Below are 17,844 nucleotides of genomic sequence, written 5' to 3'. Positions count from 1 at the left end.
TGTTAAGGCAACCGGAAACGCTCAACCTACAAGGCCGCGTCGATTTTCTTGGCTGCGTCGTCGCTCACCCATGCGTGCCAGACCTCAGGATGTTCCTTGAGGAAAACTTTCGCCAGTTTTGGTGATTCAATTCTCTCTTTGGCCATACGCCCAAGGTTCTGGTTGAGCAGATCGATGGGCAGGTTGACCTTTTCCAGCACCGCAACGAGCTCCGGTGCTTGTTCGTGGAAGGTCTTGGACAGGCCGACCTTGATGCTCACGGTTTTATCCACTCCAGGCTTTTCTTCCAGCTTGACCAGATCGACCTGGCCCATCAGCGGGGTGGGCGACCAGTAGTAGAACAGGATCGGTTCGCCACGCTTGTAGCTCGACAGCACAGCGGCATCCAGCGCCGGGCCGGTGCCCGGGCGGAAGTTGGTGTAGGTGCTTTCCAGGCCGTAGCTTTTGAGCATCTCGCTGTTGTCCAGCTCACAGGTCCAGCCGGCCGGGCAGTTGTAGAAACGGCCCTTAGAGGGCTCTTCCTGGTCCTTGAATACCGAGGCGTATTTGGCCAGGTCGGCGATATTTTTCAGGTCCGGCGCTTTGGGTTCCAGCTTGCGCTTGGCGTCGCCTTCGATCACATAACGCGGCACGTACCAACCTTCCACGGCACCGACAACCGGCGCGCCAACGCCGACGACTTTGCCGGCCTTCTCGGCCTTGTTCCAGACTTCGCTGCGGCCCACCCACTCTTCGGCGAACACCTGAATGTCGTTGCTGCTCAGGGCGTTTTCCATGGTGATGGAGTTGCCCGGCAGGCTGTCGGTTTTACAGTCGTAGCCTTTTTCCAGAACGGTTTGCAGGATGTCGGTGAGCAACATGCCGCTTTCCCAGTTCAGGCCGGCGAACTTCACCGGTTTACCGGATTCACACCAGCCAGCCGCTTGAGCGCCGGCACTCGCCAATACGCTTGCAGAGAACAATGTGGCCAGCAGGGTCTTATTCATTTTCATTGTTGTGACGCTCCCAATCTTGAAATGGATTACGGCAGTCAGTAGGCATCCTGCCCTGTCCACGTCCCATCAGGCTTGTGCGGCCAGCCCGTTTGTTATGGGTATAGCGCCCTGCTCTACCGGCAGGATCAGGTGTTCAGGAATCGCGCTGTGCCACTTCTTCGCGGCCCAGTAATAAAGTGCGGCAGGCACCACCAAACCGATGATCCAAGAGATATCGGTGTCGCCAAGGCTGGCGACCAGGGGGCCGGTGTAGAAATGCGTAGAGATGAACGGCATCTGGATCAGCACGCCGAACACATAGATGCTGATGCCCATCCAGTTCCAGCGGCCGTAGCGGCCATTGGGGTTGGACAGCGCCGGAATGTCGTAGCGCTCTTTGGTGATGCAGTAGAAATCCACCAGGTTGATCGCGCTCCAAGGCGTGAAAAACGCCAGCAGGAACAGGATGAACGCGGAGAAATCCTTGAGGAACGAGTCCTTGCCGAGTAACGCCAGCGCGGCGGCAATCGACACCATCAGGAAGATGTACAGCAGGCGTACCGCACTCGAGATGTGCCGGCTGCCACGAAAGCCGCTGATGATCGTCGCGATGGACATGAAGCTGCCGTAGGCATTGAGCGTGGTCACCGTGACCTTGCCGAATGCGATGCTGAAATACAGCAGCGCCGCGACAATGCCGGTGCCGCCCAAACCGACAATAAACGACACTTCGTGGTGGGCGAATTGCGCACCGGCCAGGGCCGCCGCAAATACACCGAACACCATCGACGCCTGCGCACCGATGACCGAACCCAGGCCCACGGCCCAGAAGGTTTTCGAGGCCTGCGTACTCCGCGGTAAGTAGCGCGAGTAGTCCGCCACATACGGACCAAACGCAATCTGCCAGGACGCCGAAAGGGAAATCGCCAGCAGGAAACTGCTGAGGGAAAAATGCTTGTTGCCCAGCAACGCACCCACGTCGTTACCGGCCAACAATTTGTAGAACAGGTAGATGAAGGCAACCACGCCAAGCACACTGGCGACGCGGCCAATCCCGTGGATCACGCGGTAGCCGAAAATGGTGAACACCATGATCAACCCGGCGAACAGCACAATGCCGACCCAGTCTTCCACGTGCAGCAACTGTGCAACGGCCTGCCCTGCCAGCAGCGAGCCGCTGGCCGAGAAGCCGATGTACATCAGGCACACCAGCACCAGCGGAATCACCGCCCCATACACGCCAAACTGCACGCGACTGGAGATCATCTGCGGCAAGCCCAATTGCGGGCCTTGCGCAGCGTGCAGCGCCATGACGCCGCCGCCCAGCAGTTGACCGATCAACAGACCGATCAACGACCAGAACACATCACCGCCCAGCACCACGGCCAAGGCCCCGGTGACGATGGCAGTGATCTGCAGGTTGGCACCCAACCACAGGGTGAACTGGCTCAATAGACGACCATGTCTTTCCGCTTCCGGGATGTAGTCGATCGAACGCCTTTCGATCAACGGGGTGGTGTCATTCGCAGCCATGTTGTTCAACCTCTGATGGATTGTTTTTGGGTCACTGCAGTTCAAATGTTATTTGATCATCGGGAGATTGAGGCCCTGCTCTTTGGCGCAGTCGATGGCGATCTGGTAACCGGCATCGGCGTGACGCATCACACCGGTGGCCGGGTCGTTGTGCAGCACGCGCGCAATGCGCTCGGCCGCTTCGTCGGTGCCGTCGCAGACGATCACCATGCCGGAGTGCTGGGAGAAGCCCATGCCCACGCCGCCACCGTGATGCAGCGAAACCCAGGTCGCGCCGCTCGCGGTGTTGAGCAGGGCGTTGAGCAATGGCCAGTCGGACACGGCGTCGGAACCGTCCTGCATGGATTCGGTTTCGCGGTTGGGGCTTGCAACCGAGCCGGAGTCGAGGTGGTCACGACCGATGACTACCGGGGCCGACAGCTCACCGCTGCGCACCATTTCGTTGAACGCCAGGCCCAACTTGGCGCGCTGGCCCAGGCCAACCCAGCAGATACGTGCCGGCAAGCCCTGGAAGCTGATGCGTTCGCGGGCCATGTCCAGCCAGTTATGCAGGTGGGCATCGTCCGGGATCAGTTCTTTGACTTTGGCGTCGGTCTTGTAGATGTCTTGCGGGTCACCGGACAGTGCCGCCCAACGGAACGGACCAATGCCACGGCAGAACAGCGGGCGGATGTAGGCGGGTACAAAGCCTGGGAAGTCAAAGGCGTTTTCCACGCCCTCTTCTTGCGCCATCTGGCGAATGTTGTTGCCGTAGTCGAAGGTCGGAATGCCTTGCTTCTGGAACTCCAGCATGGCTTTGACGTGCACGGCCATCGACTGCTTGGCGGCCTTGATCACGGCAGCAGGCTCGGTCTTGGCGCGGGCGCGGTATTCGTCCCAGGTCCAACCGGCCGGCAGGTAGCCGTTGAGTGGATCGTGGGCGCTGGTCTGGTCGGTGACCATGTCCGGGCGCACGCCACGCTTGACCAGTTCCGGCAGGATCTCGGCAGCATTGCCCAGCAGGGCGATGGAGATGGCCTTGCCTTCCTTGGTGTACTTGGCAATACGGGCCAGGGCGTCGTCGAGGTCGGTGGCTTGCTCGTCGACGTAACGGCTGTTCAGGCGGAAATCGATGCTGACCTGCTGGCACTCAATGTTCAGCGAGCAGGCGCCGGCCAGAGTCGCGGCCAGAGGCTGGGCCCCGCCCATACCGCCGAGACCGGCGGTGAGGACCCAGCGGCCCGTCAGGTCGCTGTTGTAATGCTGGCGGCCGGCTTCGACGAAGGTTTCATAAGTACCCTGGACGATGCCCTGGCTGCCGATGTAGATCCAGCTGCCGGCGGTCATCTGGCCATACATGGCCAGGCCCTTGGCATCCAGTTCGTTGAAGTGTTCCCAGCTGGCCCAGTGCGGCACCAGGTTGGAGTTGGCGATCAGTACGCGCGGGGCGTTGCTGTGGGTCTTGAATACGCCGACTGGCTTGCCGGATTGCACCAGCAGGGTTTCATCGTCATTCAGGTGGGTGAGGCTCTCGACGATCTGGTCGTAGCACTCCCAGTTGCGCGCCGCACGGCCGATACCACCGTATACCACCAGCTCTTTCGGGTTCTCGGCCACTTGAGGGTCGAGGTTGTTCATCAACATGCGCAGCGGCGCTTCGGTCAGCCAGCTTTTGGCGGTGAGCTTGTTACCGCGGGCGGCACGGATTTCGACGTCACGGTATTTTGTAGGCTTGGTCACTGCTAGGACTCCTCGGCGATCGATGCGCGAACATTGATGGTGCGAAGGAGAGTCTTACGCACACATCTTTACTTGTACATACAAGCATATGCAATCAAGCGGCCAACTTTCTGCGCGAGCGGTTGAGATTTTTTTGCGAGGCGTGTGTAAGCCTTGGAAATTAAGGCTTGGAGGCTTGGTGAAATTTCTTGCAAGAGCGTTTTACGGCGAGGAAGGTTTGTCACGAGCAAGTGGTTTTGCGCCACTCTGGGGCATTCGGTAACAAATGGGTGCGCGGGTTGGAAACAGATTATGTGCACAACGTAAAACCAAATGTGGGAGGGGGCTTGCTCCCGATGGCGGTGGATCAGTCAGTACATCTACGACTGAAACACTGCTATCGGGAGCAAGGCCTCCCACATTTTTTAACCGCGTGCGGTCAGTTCGATCAGGCAGCAACGGCCAGTGACCGAGATATCCAACAGGCCAGTGTTACCGTCCACTTGCAGGCAATCATGATGCCCCAGCTTCTGGCCCAGCACCTTCACCTCATCCGCCACACTGAACACCAACACAGTCTGCGCCGTCGTGAAAAACTGCTGCACACCCTCCACCCACTGAAAGCGCGCGTGGTAACGCTCAGGCGAGTAGATCAGGTTGAAATCGCGGATCGGCCCAGCGATCAAGCGGCATGACACCTCGCTTTCACCCTTGAACGCGAACGGCTGCAGCGGTAACAAGCCGCGCTGCTCCTCGCCATCCACCGTCAACACCATGCCCGCGCCTTTGATCACCGTGATCACGCGCTGGTAGCCGGCGAAGGTGGAGAACCCACCCGACTCGCCGATGTCGGCAATCGACAGGCGCCAACCAAAACCCTCCAGGCCAGTGCCCGCATCACGGGTGATTTCTTCGGTACTACCGCCGCCGTTTTTCCACGGCATGCGTACATAGTCGGCGGCGCGCCAGACGTTGACTTCACTCATTTACTGAAACGTCCTTCCAGGCTGTGACGGGAACCGGGGTGGATCAAACGTGCGGCGGTCACGGGCTGGCGTCCGGACCAGGTACGCCGGCGAATCAACAGGCACGGCTCACTCGGCTCGATCTGCAGCAACTTGCACTCGGCAGCATCGGCGAGGATCGCTTCAACCACGTGCTCGCCCTCGGTCAGCGGCGCAACCTGGTTCAAATAGGCATAGGGTGTTTGCTGGGTAAAATCCTGCTGCAAGTATTCCGGCGCCACCAGGGCGTTGACGAAACGGTCCTCGATTTGCACGGGAATATCGTTCTCGTAATGCACGATCAGCGAGTGAAACACCCGCCCGCCTTCGCGCATTTCCAGGGCGACGGCGCGCTCGGAACCGGCCGCCTCTTCACCCAGGGTGATGACCTGGCACGTATGACGATGGCCGCGGGAGGCAATCTCATCGGCAATGTTATGCACTTCAAAGAGCGCCGACTGACTCTTGGGCTCGGCGACAAACGTACCGACACCTTGCATGCGTACCAGCAGGCCTTCGGCGGTGAGTTCACGCAGTGCACGGTTGATGGTCATGCGGCTGAAACCCAGCTCGCTGACCAACTCGCTTTCGGATGGCACACGGTAATGAGGCGGCCAGTTACCGTTGAGAATCTGCTGGCTGATCATCTGTTTGACGCGGGCATACAAGGGCGCCGGACTTTCGTCCATGTGGGCAGCCAGCGAAGAGTTGGCGGGCGGAGTCGGCACAGGGAATCCTTGCAGGGGGAAAAGATGCATAGATTGCCGGAGTTTACCGAGCAGGCAAACGTCTGTATATGTATATACAAATAAACACACGACCGGGGTGCCTTGATCATGTCCGCTTTCTTTGCCGAACGCGCGCTGCTGCCTAATGGATGGGCTAACGATGTACGTCTTGAGGTCAGCGCCGACGGCCTACTGACTCAAGTTGAGCCCAACGCCAGTGCGGCCGGTGCCGAACGGCTCAGAGGCCCGGTATTGGCGGGCATGCCGAACCTGCACTCCCATGCCTTCCAACGCGCCATGGCGGGCTTGGCGGAAGTGGCCGGCAACCCGAATGACAGCTTCTGGACCTGGCGCGACCTGATGTACCGCATGGTCGGCAAGATCAATCCCGATCAATTGCAGGTCATCGCCCGCCAGCTGTATATCGAGATGCTCAAGGCCGGCTACACCTCGGTGGCCGAATTCCATTACGTGCACCACGACGTCAGCGGCCAGCCCTATGCCGAGCGCACGGAACTGTCCCGCCAGATCAGCCAGGCGGCTGCCAACAGTGGGATCGGCCTGACCCTGTTGCCGGTGCTCTACACCCATTCAGGGTTTGGCGGCCAGGCGCCGAATGAGGGCCAGCGTCGGTTTATCAACAGCACCGAACACTACCTGGACCTGCAAGCGCAGCTCAAGCCCATGCTTGCCGCGCAACCGGCACAGCAATTGGGCCTGTGCTTCCATTCGCTGCGCGCCGTAACACCGGCACAAATCACTGAAGTCCTGGCCGCCAGCGACAAGGCTTGCCCGGTGCATATCCACATTGCCGAGCAGCAAAAAGAAGTCGACGATTGCCTGGCCTGGAGCGGTAAACGCCCACTGCAATGGCTGTATGACAACATCGAAGTAGACGAACGCTGGTGCCTGGTGCACGCCACCCATGCCGATCCTGATGAAGTGACACGCATGGCCAAGAGCCGCGCGATTGCGGGCCTGTGCCTGACCACCGAAGCCAACTTGGGCGACGGGATTTTCCCGGCGGTGGATTTCCTCGCCCAGGGCGGGCGCATGGGTATTGGCTCCGACAGCCATGTGTCACTGAGCGTGGTGGAAGAACTGCGTTGGCTGGAGTACGGCCAGCGCCTGCGGGACCAGCGGCGTAATCGCTTGTACCGCAGCGATCAACCGATGGTTGGCCGCACGCTGTTCGACGCCGCACTGGACGGTGGCGCACAGGCGCTGGGGCAGCCGATTGGTCGGTTGGAAGTGGGCAAGCGTGCGGATTTGATCGTGCTGGACGGTAATGATCCGTACCTGGCGACAGCGACCGAAGACGGGATTCTCAACCGCTGGCTGTTCGCCGGGGGTGACCGGCAGGTGCGCGATGTGCTGGTCAACGGCAAGTGGGTCGTGCGGGATGGACGGCATGCCAGCGAAGAAGAAAGCAGCCGCGCATTCACGCAGGTCTTGAGAGACTTACTCGGTTAAACATGTGGGAGGGGGCTTGCTCCCGATAGCAGTGTTTCAGTCATGGATGTATCGACTGATCCACCGCAATCGGGAGCAAGCCCCCTCTCACATTAGTTACTGCGAAGTCTTCGCCATCTGCTGATCCGACGTACGCCAGATCAACCGCGTGGTGTCGTACCCTTGCTGTCGCGCCCTGCTCAACAGGTCTTCACGGGTGTCGGCACTCACCGTTGGCGTGCGCGACAATATCCACATGTAGCGTCGGCTCGGGCTGCCGACGATGGCGGTCTTGTAGTCATCGCTGACGTACAACACCCAGTAATCGCCTTTGGCGACGCCCGGCAGCAGCGACGTAAACCAGTTATTGAATTCCACCCAAAGCTTGTCGGTCTTGCCCGGCACCTGCGGCGTGGCCGTGCCTTTGGCCTCTTCCCACTTCCATTCAGGTGTCAGGCAGCGGTTGAACACCGACATGTTGCCGTCAGGCAGCAAGGTATAACGGGCTTCCGATTGCGCGCAGTTACGCTGGAAGTACATCGGCAATCGGGCCAACTCATACCAGGTACCCTGGTAACGCTTGAGATTGACGTTGCTCGCGGTCTTGGGTTGCAGATCATCGCCAGAATGGCTGGCGCAGCCCGCCAAAAACAGGCTGGCACAAAGGCATAAAACAAAACGCATCATTCTTTTTCTCCCGCAGGCTCGCGCCCCGGTTTACTTCAGGCCTTGCCCGGAAAACATCAGAACTTTGTCACCGGCGTACTGCACGCTGATAAAGCTGTTTTTATCGCCCCACGTGCAACTGGACATGCCCAGCGCACCGGAACAATCGGTCGGCTTGCCCAGCAACGACTCCACCTCGGCCTTGGCCATGCCAGCCGACAGCTTTGTGTAGTTTTCTTGAGTGACCTTGCTGCAAGCGGCTAACAGCACGCAAAAAGTCAGCAAGGCGAGACGGCGTAAAGACATGGAAAAGCTCCTGGAGAGACAAAGCAGCTGGGGTATCTGCCAGAAGCTTAGAAGGGAAAAGGGGTGTCTGGTTCCCGACGAGCAAAAACAAAAAAGCCCCGAAAACGCTGAAACGTTTCGGGGCTTCCTGTTGTTCAAAGCATCACGCCTGAAAGTGATGAGGGAGCCTGCTCCCTCGCCACCGTTACTTCTTGTGGTAAGCCGTCACACGCGCAACTTCTTCTTTCGAACCCAGGAACACCGCCACACGCTGGTGCAAGCCTTCTGGCTGGATATCGAGGATGCGCTGGTGACCATCGGTGGACGCGCCGCCCGCTTGCTCAACCAGGAACGACATCGGGTTGGCTTCGTACATCAGGCGCAGTTTGCCCGGTTTCGATGGCTCGCGGCTGTCACGTGGGTACATGAACACGCCACCACGGGTCAGGATACGGTGCACGTCGGCGACCATCGCGGCCACCCAGCGCATGTTGAAGTTCTTCTTCAACGGGCCTTCTTCGCCTTCCATCAGTTCGTTGACGTAGCGTTTTACCGGCTCTTCCCAGTGGCGCTGGTTGGACATGTTGATCGCGAATTCCTGGGTGGAAGCAGGAATGGAGATGTCTTCATGGGTGAGCACGAAGCTGCCCATTTCGCGGTCCAGGGTGAAACCCTTGACGCCGTCGCCCAGGGTCAGCACCAGCATGGTCTGCGGGCCGTAGATGGCGTAGCCGGCTGCGACCTGCTCGGTGCCTGGCTGCAGGAAAGCCTTTTCGTTCAGGGCTTCGTTCTGGCTCAGGTATTCGTTCGGGCAACGCAGTACCGAGAAGATGGTGCCGACCGGCGCGTTGATGTCGATGTTGGACGAACCGTCCAGTGGGTCAAATACCAGCAGGTACGCGCCTTTCGGGTATTTGCCCGGGATCTGGTAGGCATTGTCCATTTCTTCGGACGCCATGCCGGCCAGGTGACCACCCCATTCGTTGGCTTCGAGCAGGATTTCGTTGGAAAGCACGTCGAGCTTCTTCTGCACTTCGCCTTGGACGTTTTCAGTGCCCATGCTGCCCAGGACACCACCCAGTGCGCCTTTGGACACGGCGTGGCTGATTTCCTTGCAAGCACGCGCCACCACTTCGATAAGGAAGCGCAGATCGGCAGGCGTGTTGTTGCTGCGGGTCTGCTCGATCAAATAGCGACTCAGGGTAACGCGGGACATGGAAGGCTCCGAAGAATGGGGGGCTTAAAAACCCGCGCAGTTTAACGCGAGTCGGGGCGTATTTCCTCTAATCAGAGGATTTAACTCCAATAGAGTTCACGGCTTGGCCTGCGGCTTGCGCAACAGACTGTAGGCCATGCCCCCCAAGGCCGCCACGCCCAGCAAGAGCACGGCCCACAAGCCAAGCTTCTTCCAGTCGGTGCCCACCTGCGGCGCGACGACCAGCGGCGGGGTCTTGACCGTTACGTCTCCCGCGACCGTGGCCTGCCCCAAGGTCTTGAGACGTTCGGCGCTGTAGTCGGGAATAAGCGTCGATAACGGCAAGTTCGCCGCCTTTACCGACGCATTGCCCAACGCCAGCGTAAACGGCGGTTCGCCCCGCGCCAGGAACACCAACTGCGTGGCGCGCACGGCAAAGCGCAAGGCCGGGGCTTCGACGCCTACGCCACCACCGCGCTCATCCACGTGCAACTTGAGTTCGCCAACGGTCACGCCCGGCAATTGCAATTCATCCTGCACCACGTCCTGGCCGTTTTGAGTCAGGCGATACAACAAGCCATTGCTTAGCGGCTGCCAGGCTTGATTGGCTTCACGGCGCCCCGACAAGGTCACCGGCGCCAGTGTATTGGGTTGCTTGAGCTCGACGCGCAACCGTTCGACGTGCAGACCTGCCGGCAACTGCCAGCTGTATTCCCCGGCCTGGAGCCGCGTACCCGCCAACGGCTGCGACCACACCAACGGCAGCGGCAAGCTGCTGCTGGTGGCGCTGACCAACTTGGCCGAGGTCAGTTGCGGCGCCGCCTGCCCTTGCCATACCAAGCGCAGGTAACGCGCCGATTGGCCCGGCAAACTCACGTCATGCTGTTCGACGCGCTCGTCGGCAAACGACAGGCGTGCCACTTGCCCATCGCCCCAGGATTGCCAGTGCTGCAAGTCATCGCTGGCTTCAATGCTGAAACGCTGGAAGCCGTCCCGCTCACGGCTCCAGTCCAGGCTCAACTGTTGCAACGGTGCCTTGATCGCACTGGCGTCCAGCACCCAACCGCGCAGCACCTGCGGGCCAGCCTTGGACGGGCGCATTTCCAACAACGTGCCTTCGGCGGTGGCTTTCACCACCACGTCCGGCACGCTTTCGCGGGTATCAGCGGCGTACAGCGGGAACCACTTCACATCGGCAACGTCACGGCTCTCGGTACGCTGCGCCGACTGGCGCGACAGCGCATACGCCTGCGGCTCACCGGCGGCGTTGAACACGCGCACGTCTCCGAGATCCGCCTGGCGCGCAGCCAATTGCACCGCCAGCGGCAGTTCCAGGCGATACCAGGGCCCATTGCCGCTCACGGCCAGCGGCACTTGCGTGGTGAAATCGGCCGGACCTTCCTGCGCGTACACCGCCGAACACACCAGCCACAGCGCCAACCCGCACACATTCAGCTTGCCCATCAAGAAGGTGCTCCCTCGGTTTCAATCACAGGTTCGACACGCTTGGGCGGCAGCGGTGCAAAGTAGCCCACCACCAGCAACAACCCGCCTACGCCGATAAACGACACAATCCGCGCCAGGCCGCCACGGTTGCTCAGCTCGACAAAGAACAGCTTGGCGACCACCACGGCAATCAGCGCCGCACCGATCAGCCACACTTCGCGGCGATGGCGCAGGTGCCCGCCGATCATCAGGCCGAGGGCAACCAGGGTCCAGACAATCGACAGGCCGGCTTGTACCAACATCGATTCCAGCAGTGCATCCAGGTGAAACGGCACTGCGCCCCAATGGTGGGCGCTGCGCATGACCAGCGCCGTAAAGAAGGCAAATAGCGACACACCCGCGACCCCTTGAGCAATCAGCTGCGCCCGAGGCCCGCGCTGCGGCGCCACGCTGCGCGACCACAAATACACACCGAGCAGCGCAAACAACAGGCCCAGATCCAGTGGGTTAAGCAGCGGCACATACGGCAGTGGCTTGGCCGTACCGTCACTGAAAATGTTCGCCAGCCAGAACCAGCCGAGCATCAACACGGCCAACGGCAGCGCCGCCAGCACGCGGTATTCACGCGGATACGCCGACACCGGCCATGGCCAACTGCGTGGCGCCGCCGCGAGTACCAAATACAGGCTTGGCAGAATCGCCCAGCCCAACCAGCGCCAGGCGTTGTACTCGCTCGACAGCAACAACAGGCCGTAACGCAGCTCCAGTGCCAGCACGCCAATCAGCATCCAGCAGCCTAATACATGCGCAACGCTCAGTACTTTGCCCGGAACCACCGCCGCCAAACGGCGCAGGGCGATGAAGTGCACCACAAACACTGCCAGCCAGGCCAGCCAGCCGTCATGGGCCGCCGGGTGGTAATAGGCATGGGCGGACATCAGCAATACCACCCCCGCCGCCGGCATCAGTAAGGTGCAGAGCATGCCCAGCGACGCCCAGCGCAAACGCTCGGCCAGCAGCGCCCAGATCGCCACGCTCACCGCCGCAATCGCCAGCAGGAAAGTGCCTTGCAGCTCGTCAGGGATAAACCGCAGCACTTCACCGCCCAACGCCAATGCCCACCACGCCGCGCCCCACACCAGCAGCAGGTCGGACAAGCGTTGCAGCTTGAGCACGGTAAACGTCGGCGCATGCGGCTCACGCTGCAAGCGCCAGGCGCCGACCAGCGCGGCCAGGCCCAACACCATCGGCGTCCAGAAACCGCTGTGGGCCAATGGGCGCAGGCCGTCGCTGGTCAACGGACCAAGCAACTGCGGCACCGCCAGCAGGAACGAAGCGCCGCCAAGCAATTGCAACAGCAAGCCGAACACGAAGCTGACGCGCTGTTGCAGGTACAGGCTCAACCAGATGATCAACAAGCCACTGGCCGCCCACACACCACTGGCGCTTTCCCACGGCAACACGAACAGCACAGCGAGGTTGATCAGTACCAGACCGGCCAACAGCACCACCGAGAGCCCGCGCAACAGGCGCACATCGCTGCGCACCCTGTCATCGCGCGCCGCCAGGAGCATGCCGCCGACCAACGCCAGCCCGATCAGCGAGGCGGTCAGCAAGCCGGTCCAGCCCGCATTGAATACCGCCGCCCCATCACCACCCTGCAACCGCAGGAGGAACAGCGCACCGCCGAGCAATTGCACGGCGAATGCCGTGAACAGGAAGGTCCGCGAACCGATACGCAGGCCGACAAACAGGGTCACCAGCCCAGCGATTGCCCAACTGATGGCGGTGCCTTGAGTCAGCAACAGCAACGGTGCGAGCAGGTACAAAAAGGTCAGGCCCAGGCTAGCCAGAACAGGCAAGCCTTTGTGCTCCCAAGCCGCCGCCTGCTCTACCGACGCCTTGCGCAACTGATCGAAGCTGAACAGCAAGGCAGCGCCCAGTAACAACGCGCCCAGGGGAGCACCGTCAAGCAAGGTAAGCTCACCGACGCGCAGTTCGCTGAGGAACGCCACCGCCGAGCCCAACTGCAACAACAGGCCAAACACACGTGCCAACGGCCGCTGCTGACGCAACCCGAGCCAGAAAATCCCGGCCCCTTCCACAGCCCACGCGGCAGCCGTCCAGCGTGCATCAAGCCCCAGCGGAATCGCCAGGCTGGCAAAGATCACGCCCAGGGCCAGGCAGGTTTCCGCCAGCAACAAGGCGCGCCCGCCGCTCAGCACACGGGCCAGGCCCATATAGAGGATACCCAGGCCCAGCGCACTGAACGCAGCGGCAAACTCCACATGCTGCACCAATGCGAACTGCAAGCCGAAACCTACAAGCGGCGGACCGAACAGCATGCTGCCATCGACATAATCACCCTTGGCGGCCGACCAGCGCAGCAGCGCGCCACGGCTGTCGTCCTCGGGCGCGCCGCTCATCTCCAGCAGCTTGCGCCGGGCGAACAACAGGCCGACGGCCAGGTACATCAGGAAAAACAGGATCAGGAATGGCTCGGTACTCCACAGCAACTGCGGCGTATACGAGCGCATGCCCCAGGCAAAACCAATGCCGAACGTACCAACAAAGCCGATCAGGTTAAGCAGGCGCCAGGCCTTGAACCAGGCGATGCCGAGAATGCCAGCGTTGAGCAAGGCAAAGTAGCTGAACAGCGCTACATGATTACCCGCCCCCGTAGAGGTGAGGATCGGCGCGGCAAAGCCACCCAGTGCCGCTGCGCAGGCCAGGCCCAGGGCGTCTTGGGTGATCGCCAGGATGGCCGAGAACACCGTGACCGCGACCAGCAGGCCCAGCGCCGCGCCCGGGTCGATCAACGGATGCAGGCGCATCGCGGCAAACACGGTCAGGTACAACACGGCGATGCCCGTGCCTTGCAGCATCAGGCCGTAGTTGCTGTTGCGCAGTCGCAACCACCAGCCCAGGCCCAACAGGCCGACGGCGGCAGCGGCCACGCCGGCGTACCTCAGCTCGATCGGTACCACCACGCCTTCGGTGGCATAACGCAGCAGGAAGGCCAGGCCGAGGAACAGCAACACCACGCCGACGCGCAGCACGGTGTTACCGCCAAACAGCCAATTGCGGGCGCCACCGTAGGCGCGCTCGATCAGCGTGGGGCCACGCGGTATCACAGGCGCTTCAGCGCGTGGCGTCGGCGCTGGAGCCCAGATGTCATCCGGCAGGGGTTGGCTTGCTTGCGCGACCACAGGCATAGGCGCCAATTCGGCGGGCAGCTCCCAGACAAGATCAGGCTTGGGTTCAAGAATGGGGGATTCGGTAATCGAGGGTTCGACAAACACACTGTGCGCCAGCGGCTCAGCCTTAGACGCGGGCGTTTCCAGCTGCAACAGGCGTTGCTCCAGCGCGGTTAACGCGTTCTGTGCGGTTTCTAACTGACGACCCTGCTGCTCTGCTTGAGCCGCCAGCTTCGACAGACGAATCGCCTGGCCAATGCCCAAGCCCAGCAGCGCGCCAAAACCGGCGCCAGCGAACGACTCATCGAGCACCCAGCCAAGCAGCAGGCCAATCAGCATGAAAATCCATTGCATAGTCGATATCCCTAAGCAGCCCGAGGCGGGCAAACCGAGCCTAGTATATCGACGCAGAACCAATGTGGGAGGGGGCTTGCCCCCGATAGCGGTATACCAGTCGACATAATCTGCAAACTGACATACCGCCATCGAGGGGCAAGCCCCCTCCCACATGTTGTATTGCAGTGTTTAGTCCAGCGCTTTCCAGATCTCGGTGGCGTATTCGCGGATCGTCCGGTCGGACGAGAACCAGCCCATCCGCGCCGTATTCAGCACCGCCGAACGCCACCACGCCTTGGAGTCGTGCCAATGCGCTTCGACCCGGGCCTGGGCGTCCCAGTAGGCATCGAAGTCGGCGCACACCAGGAAGCGGTCGTAGTCGATCAAGCCGTCGATCAAGCCCACATAACGCCCCGGATCATCCGGCGAGAACACCCCACCGCGAATTGCCTGCAGCACATCGCTCAAACGATGAGACGCGGCAATGTCCGGTCCGGCATTGAACTCACCGGCGTGCTTGCGCGCTTCGACCTGCTGGGCAGTGAGGCCGAAGATAAACATGTGCTCGGCACCGACAAGCTCGTGCATCTCCACGTTTGCACCATCCATGGTGCCGATGGTCAGTGCACCGTTGAGGCCGAACTTCATGTTGCTGGTGCCGGATGCCTCGAAGCCTGCGGTGGAAATCTGCTCCGACAAATCCGCCGCCGGAATGATGCTTTCCGCCAGGCTGACGTTGTAGTTGGGCAGGAACACCACCTTGAGCAAACCGCGCACGGTCGGGTCGTTGTTGACCGTGCGGGCGATGTCGTTGGTCAGTTTGATGATCAATTTGGCCTGGTGATAACTCGCCGCCGCCTTGCCCGCGAAGATCTTCACCCGTGGCACCCAGTCGGTGCCCGGTTCGGCGCGGATCGCTTGGTACAACGCCACGGTGTGCAACAGGTTCAGCAGTTGACGCTTGTACTCGTGGATACGTTTGACCTGCACGTCGAACATCGCCGCCGGGTTGATCGAAATCCCCAGGCGCTCGTGGATGATATCGGCCAGTGCACGTTTACTGTGCAGGCGCTGTTCGGCGAAGGCTTTGCGAAAGGACTGCTTCTCGGCGAAGGTTTCCAACTCCGTGAGGCGGGTTTCCATGTTGTCGAGAATGTCCGGGCCCAGGGCCTCCACCAACATTTCGGTCAGCTTGGGGTTAGCCTGGTACAACCAGCGGCGGAAGGTGATGCCGTTGGTTTTGTTGTTGATACGGTCAGGGTAGAGCTTGTGCAGTTCGGAAAACACCGTGCTGCGCATCAACTGGGTGTGCAAGCCCGATACGCCGTTGACGCTATGGGAACCGAGGAACGCCAGGTTGCCCATGCGCACGCGGCGACCGTTGTCTTCTTCGATCAGCGACACGGCGCGCAGTACGTCGAAGTCGTGGATGCCTTTGGCGCGCAGCGAGTCAATGTGCTGGGCGTTGATCAAGTAGATGATCTGCATGTGCCGGGGCAGCATGCGCTCCATCAGCCCGACCGGCCAGGTTTCCAGGGCTTCGGGCAGCAGGGTGTGGTTGGTGTACGACAAGGTTTCGACGGTGACATCCCATGCGGCTTCCCACGGGATGTCGTGCAGGTCCACCAGTTGGCGCATCAGCTCGGCCACGGCGATGGACGGGTGGGTGTCATTGAGCTGGATGGCGGCGTGCTCGCCCAGGCTCAGTACCGAACCGTGCATGTTTTTGTGGCGGCGCAGCAAGTCTTGCAGCGAGGCGGAGACGAAGAAGTACTCTTGGCGCAGGCGCAATTCCTGCCCCGCTTCGGTGCTGTCGGCGGGGTAAAGCACTCGCGAGATGCTCTCGGCACGGGCCACTTCGGCGACGGCGCCCAAGTGGTCACCGGCGTTGAACCGTTCCAGGTGCAGATCTTCCACGGCCCGGGCACGCCACAGGCGCAGGGTGTTGACGCTGGCGCCACGCCAGCCGACGACCGGCGTGTCATAGGCAACCGCTCGTACGGTTTCGTTAGGCGACCACACCTGAATCATCTTGCCGGAAGCGTCCGCCAGGGTTTCGACGCTGCCCCCAAATCCGATCGGGTAAATCACTTCGGCCCGCTCGAACTCCCAAGGGTTACCAAAGTCCAGCCAGCGCTCGGTCTGCTCCTGCTGCCAGCCATCGACAATCGCCTGACGGAACAGGCCGTGCTCATAACGAATACCATAGCCATGGCCGGCAATGCCCAAGGTCGACATGCTTTCCATGAAGCACGCCGCCAGACGGCCCAGGCCCCCGTTGCCCAGGGCCGCATCGGGCTCCAGCAAGCGGATGCGTTCCAGGTCGACGCCCAGTTCGGCCAGGGCTTCGCGGGCTATCTCCAGCACACCGAGGTTGCTCAGGCTGTCGTAGAGCAAGCGCCCGATCAGAAACTCAAGGGAAAGGTAGTAAACCCGCTTTTGGCCTTTGCGGTAGATACGCCGCGTATGGTCCATCCAGTGGTCGACCATCTGGTCGCGGGCGGCCAGGGCGATGGCTTCGAACCAGTCATGGTCGAAGGCGTGATCCGGGTCCTTGCCCACCGCATAGGTGAGTTTGGTCAAGACGGCATCGCGGAATGCGGCTACCTCTGCTTCTCGTGCAAGCGGTTCCTGAGACATCGGTGCGACCTCGGGCGAGATTGAAGGAGTTGCTAGAGCCTAGTCGGTCTGACAGACGGTAGACGGGCTGGTTCGGCAGTTTTTTAACTCATTCAGCTTTGCCCAAATAAGATGCAGGGGCCGTGCCTGCTTTCATCCAGGGCGCCGTCCAGGATGAAATCTGCAAAATATTGTTCAAAAAACCACCAATCCCGGTATGATCGCGCGCCCGGATACAGCCTCACCTTGGAACCCTGATGAAGCCTCAACTGATCGCCGCCGCGGAACTCGACCGTCTCGAGACCTGGCAGAAATATTCCGCCCACATGTGCGGTGGCTGCGTGTCCAGCTGCTGCACGCTGCCGGTTGAGGTAAAGATCAAGGACCTGATCCGCATCGGTATCGTCGATGAGTTCGAGCGCGGCGACCCGCCGAAGAACATCGCCAAGCGGTTGCAGAAGGAAGGCATTGTCGAGCGCTACAACAACAAATCCGAGATTTTTACCCTGCAACGCATGAGCAACAACGACTGCCTGTACCTGGATCGTAAGACGCGCTTCTGCACTATTTATGACAAGCGTCCGGATACTTGCCGCAACCACCCGAAAATCGGGCCTCGGCCGGGGTACTGTGCTTACAAGCCCAAGGAAGTGGTGCGCGAGACTAACGTCAAGACTCTCGATAAGTTCTGACTCGGGTTTTGTAGTGTTC

General features: G+C 60.8%; 13 protein-coding genes. 2 read left to right on the top strand and 11 right to left on the bottom strand.

Translation table 11 applies throughout. The features are described 5' to 3' along the window. Positions 1-26: 26 nt before the first annotated feature. From M5B43_RS24280 to hutC, 5 genes are all read right to left on the bottom strand, one after another. Positions 27-992 carry an ABC transporter substrate-binding protein gene (locus M5B43_RS24280; protein WP_248752442.1) on the bottom strand — a complete coding sequence of 322 codons (966 nt, stop codon included), beginning with the start codon at positions 990-992 and terminating at the stop codon, positions 27-29. Positions 993-1,061: 69 nt separating this feature from the next. Continuing rightward, positions 1,062-2,507 carry a cytosine permease gene (locus M5B43_RS24275; protein WP_248752441.1) on the bottom strand — a complete coding sequence of 482 codons (1,446 nt, stop codon included), beginning with the start codon at positions 2,505-2,507 and terminating at the stop codon, positions 1,062-1,064. A gap of 48 nt (positions 2,508-2,555) precedes the next feature. Further along, on the bottom strand, positions 2,556-4,226 hold the full coding sequence (hutU, locus tag M5B43_RS24270; RefSeq protein ID WP_248752440.1) for a urocanate hydratase: 1,671 nt from the start codon (positions 4,224-4,226) through the stop codon (positions 2,556-2,558). Between the two features lie 404 nt (positions 4,227-4,630). Next, positions 4,631-5,191, bottom strand: a complete 561-nt coding sequence (locus M5B43_RS24265; protein ID WP_248752439.1) for a HutD family protein — start codon at positions 5,189-5,191, stop codon at positions 4,631-4,633. After that, positions 5,188-5,967, bottom strand: coding sequence for a histidine utilization repressor (gene hutC, locus M5B43_RS24260; RefSeq protein WP_169918764.1), 780 nt, complete (start codon positions 5,965-5,967; stop codon positions 5,188-5,190). The genes M5B43_RS24265 and hutC overlap by 4 nt, the downstream gene beginning before the upstream one ends. A gap of 78 nt (positions 5,968-6,045) precedes the next feature. Here hutC and M5B43_RS24255 point away from each other — a divergent pair, with 78 nt between their 5' ends. Continuing rightward, a complete protein-coding gene (locus M5B43_RS24255) occupies positions 6,046-7,410 on the top strand; it encodes a formimidoylglutamate deiminase (protein ID WP_248752438.1) in 1,365 nt (454 codons plus the stop codon). Between the two features lie 96 nt (positions 7,411-7,506). Here M5B43_RS24255 and M5B43_RS24250 read toward each other — a convergent pair whose 3' ends face one another. From M5B43_RS24250 to M5B43_RS24225, 6 genes are all read right to left on the bottom strand, one after another. After that, positions 7,507-8,076, bottom strand: coding sequence for a lipocalin family protein (locus tag M5B43_RS24250; RefSeq protein ID WP_248752437.1), 570 nt, complete (start codon positions 8,074-8,076; stop codon positions 7,507-7,509). A 30-nt stretch (positions 8,077-8,106) separates the two neighbouring features. Next, positions 8,107-8,361, bottom strand: coding sequence for an outer membrane protein assembly factor BamE (locus M5B43_RS24245; protein ID WP_248752436.1), 255 nt, complete (start codon positions 8,359-8,361; stop codon positions 8,107-8,109). A 184-nt stretch (positions 8,362-8,545) separates the two neighbouring features. After that, positions 8,546-9,556 carry a class 1 fructose-bisphosphatase gene (locus M5B43_RS24240; protein ID WP_248752435.1) on the bottom strand — a complete coding sequence of 337 codons (1,011 nt, stop codon included), beginning with the start codon at positions 9,554-9,556 and terminating at the stop codon, positions 8,546-8,548. A 96-nt stretch (positions 9,557-9,652) separates the two neighbouring features. Next, entirely contained in the window at positions 9,653-10,999 is a 1,347-nt protein-coding gene (locus M5B43_RS24235) for a DUF3999 domain-containing protein (protein ID WP_248752434.1), read from the bottom strand. Further along, positions 10,999-14,532 (bottom strand): DUF2339 domain-containing protein, encoded by a 3,534-nt coding sequence (locus M5B43_RS24230; RefSeq protein WP_248752433.1) that lies wholly within the window; start codon positions 14,530-14,532, stop codon positions 10,999-11,001. The genes M5B43_RS24235 and M5B43_RS24230 overlap by 1 nt, the downstream gene beginning before the upstream one ends. Positions 14,533-14,703: 171 nt before the next feature. Continuing rightward, on the bottom strand, positions 14,704-17,154 hold the full coding sequence (locus M5B43_RS24225; protein ID WP_248752432.1) for a glycogen/starch/alpha-glucan phosphorylase: 2,451 nt from the start codon (positions 17,152-17,154) through the stop codon (positions 14,704-14,706). A 236-nt stretch (positions 17,155-17,390) separates the two neighbouring features. Here M5B43_RS24225 and M5B43_RS24220 point away from each other — a divergent pair, with 236 nt between their 5' ends. Continuing rightward, positions 17,391-17,825 carry a YkgJ family cysteine cluster protein gene (locus M5B43_RS24220; RefSeq protein WP_248752431.1) on the top strand — a complete coding sequence of 145 codons (435 nt, stop codon included), beginning with the start codon at positions 17,391-17,393 and terminating at the stop codon, positions 17,823-17,825. Positions 17,826-17,844: the final 19 nt, after the last annotated feature.

It is taken from the genome of Pseudomonas sp. MWU15-20650, from assembly GCF_023242475.1.
Classification (GTDB): domain Bacteria; phylum Pseudomonadota; class Gammaproteobacteria; order Pseudomonadales; family Pseudomonadaceae; genus Aquipseudomonas.
Note: the sequence above shows the minus strand (reverse complement) of the source record. Positions and strands in the feature narration are given on the sequence as shown.

Coding starts and splice junctions, on each gene's coding strand:
- M5B43_RS24280 (WP_248752442.1), bottom strand. CDS start 992: ATGAAAATGAATAAGACCCTGCTGGCCACATTGTTCTCTGCAAGCGTA.
- M5B43_RS24275 (WP_248752441.1), bottom strand. CDS start 2,507: ATGGCTGCGAATGACACCACCCCGTTGATCGAAAGGCGTTCGATCGAC.
- M5B43_RS24265 (WP_248752439.1), bottom strand. CDS start 5,191: ATGAGTGAAGTCAACGTCTGGCGCGCCGCCGACTATGTACGCATGCCG.
- hutC (WP_169918764.1), bottom strand. CDS start 5,967: ATGCATCTTTTCCCCCTGCAAGGATTCCCTGTGCCGACTCCGCCCGCC.
- M5B43_RS24255 (WP_248752438.1), top strand. CDS start 6,046: ATGTCCGCTTTCTTTGCCGAACGCGCGCTGCTGCCTAATGGATGGGCT.
- M5B43_RS24250 (WP_248752437.1), bottom strand. CDS start 8,076: ATGATGCGTTTTGTTTTATGCCTTTGTGCCAGCCTGTTTTTGGCGGGC.
- M5B43_RS24245 (WP_248752436.1), bottom strand. CDS start 8,361: ATGTCTTTACGCCGTCTCGCCTTGCTGACTTTTTGCGTGCTGTTAGCC.
- M5B43_RS24240 (WP_248752435.1), bottom strand. CDS start 9,556: ATGTCCCGCGTTACCCTGAGTCGCTATTTGATCGAGCAGACCCGCAGC.
- M5B43_RS24235 (WP_248752434.1), bottom strand. CDS start 10,999: ATGGGCAAGCTGAATGTGTGCGGGTTGGCGCTGTGGCTGGTGTGTTCG.
- M5B43_RS24230 (WP_248752433.1), bottom strand. CDS start 14,532: ATGCAATGGATTTTCATGCTGATTGGCCTGCTGCTTGGCTGGGTGCTC.
- M5B43_RS24225 (WP_248752432.1), bottom strand. CDS start 17,154: ATGTCTCAGGAACCGCTTGCACGAGAAGCAGAGGTAGCCGCATTCCGC.
- M5B43_RS24220 (WP_248752431.1), top strand. CDS start 17,391: ATGAAGCCTCAACTGATCGCCGCCGCGGAACTCGACCGTCTCGAGACC.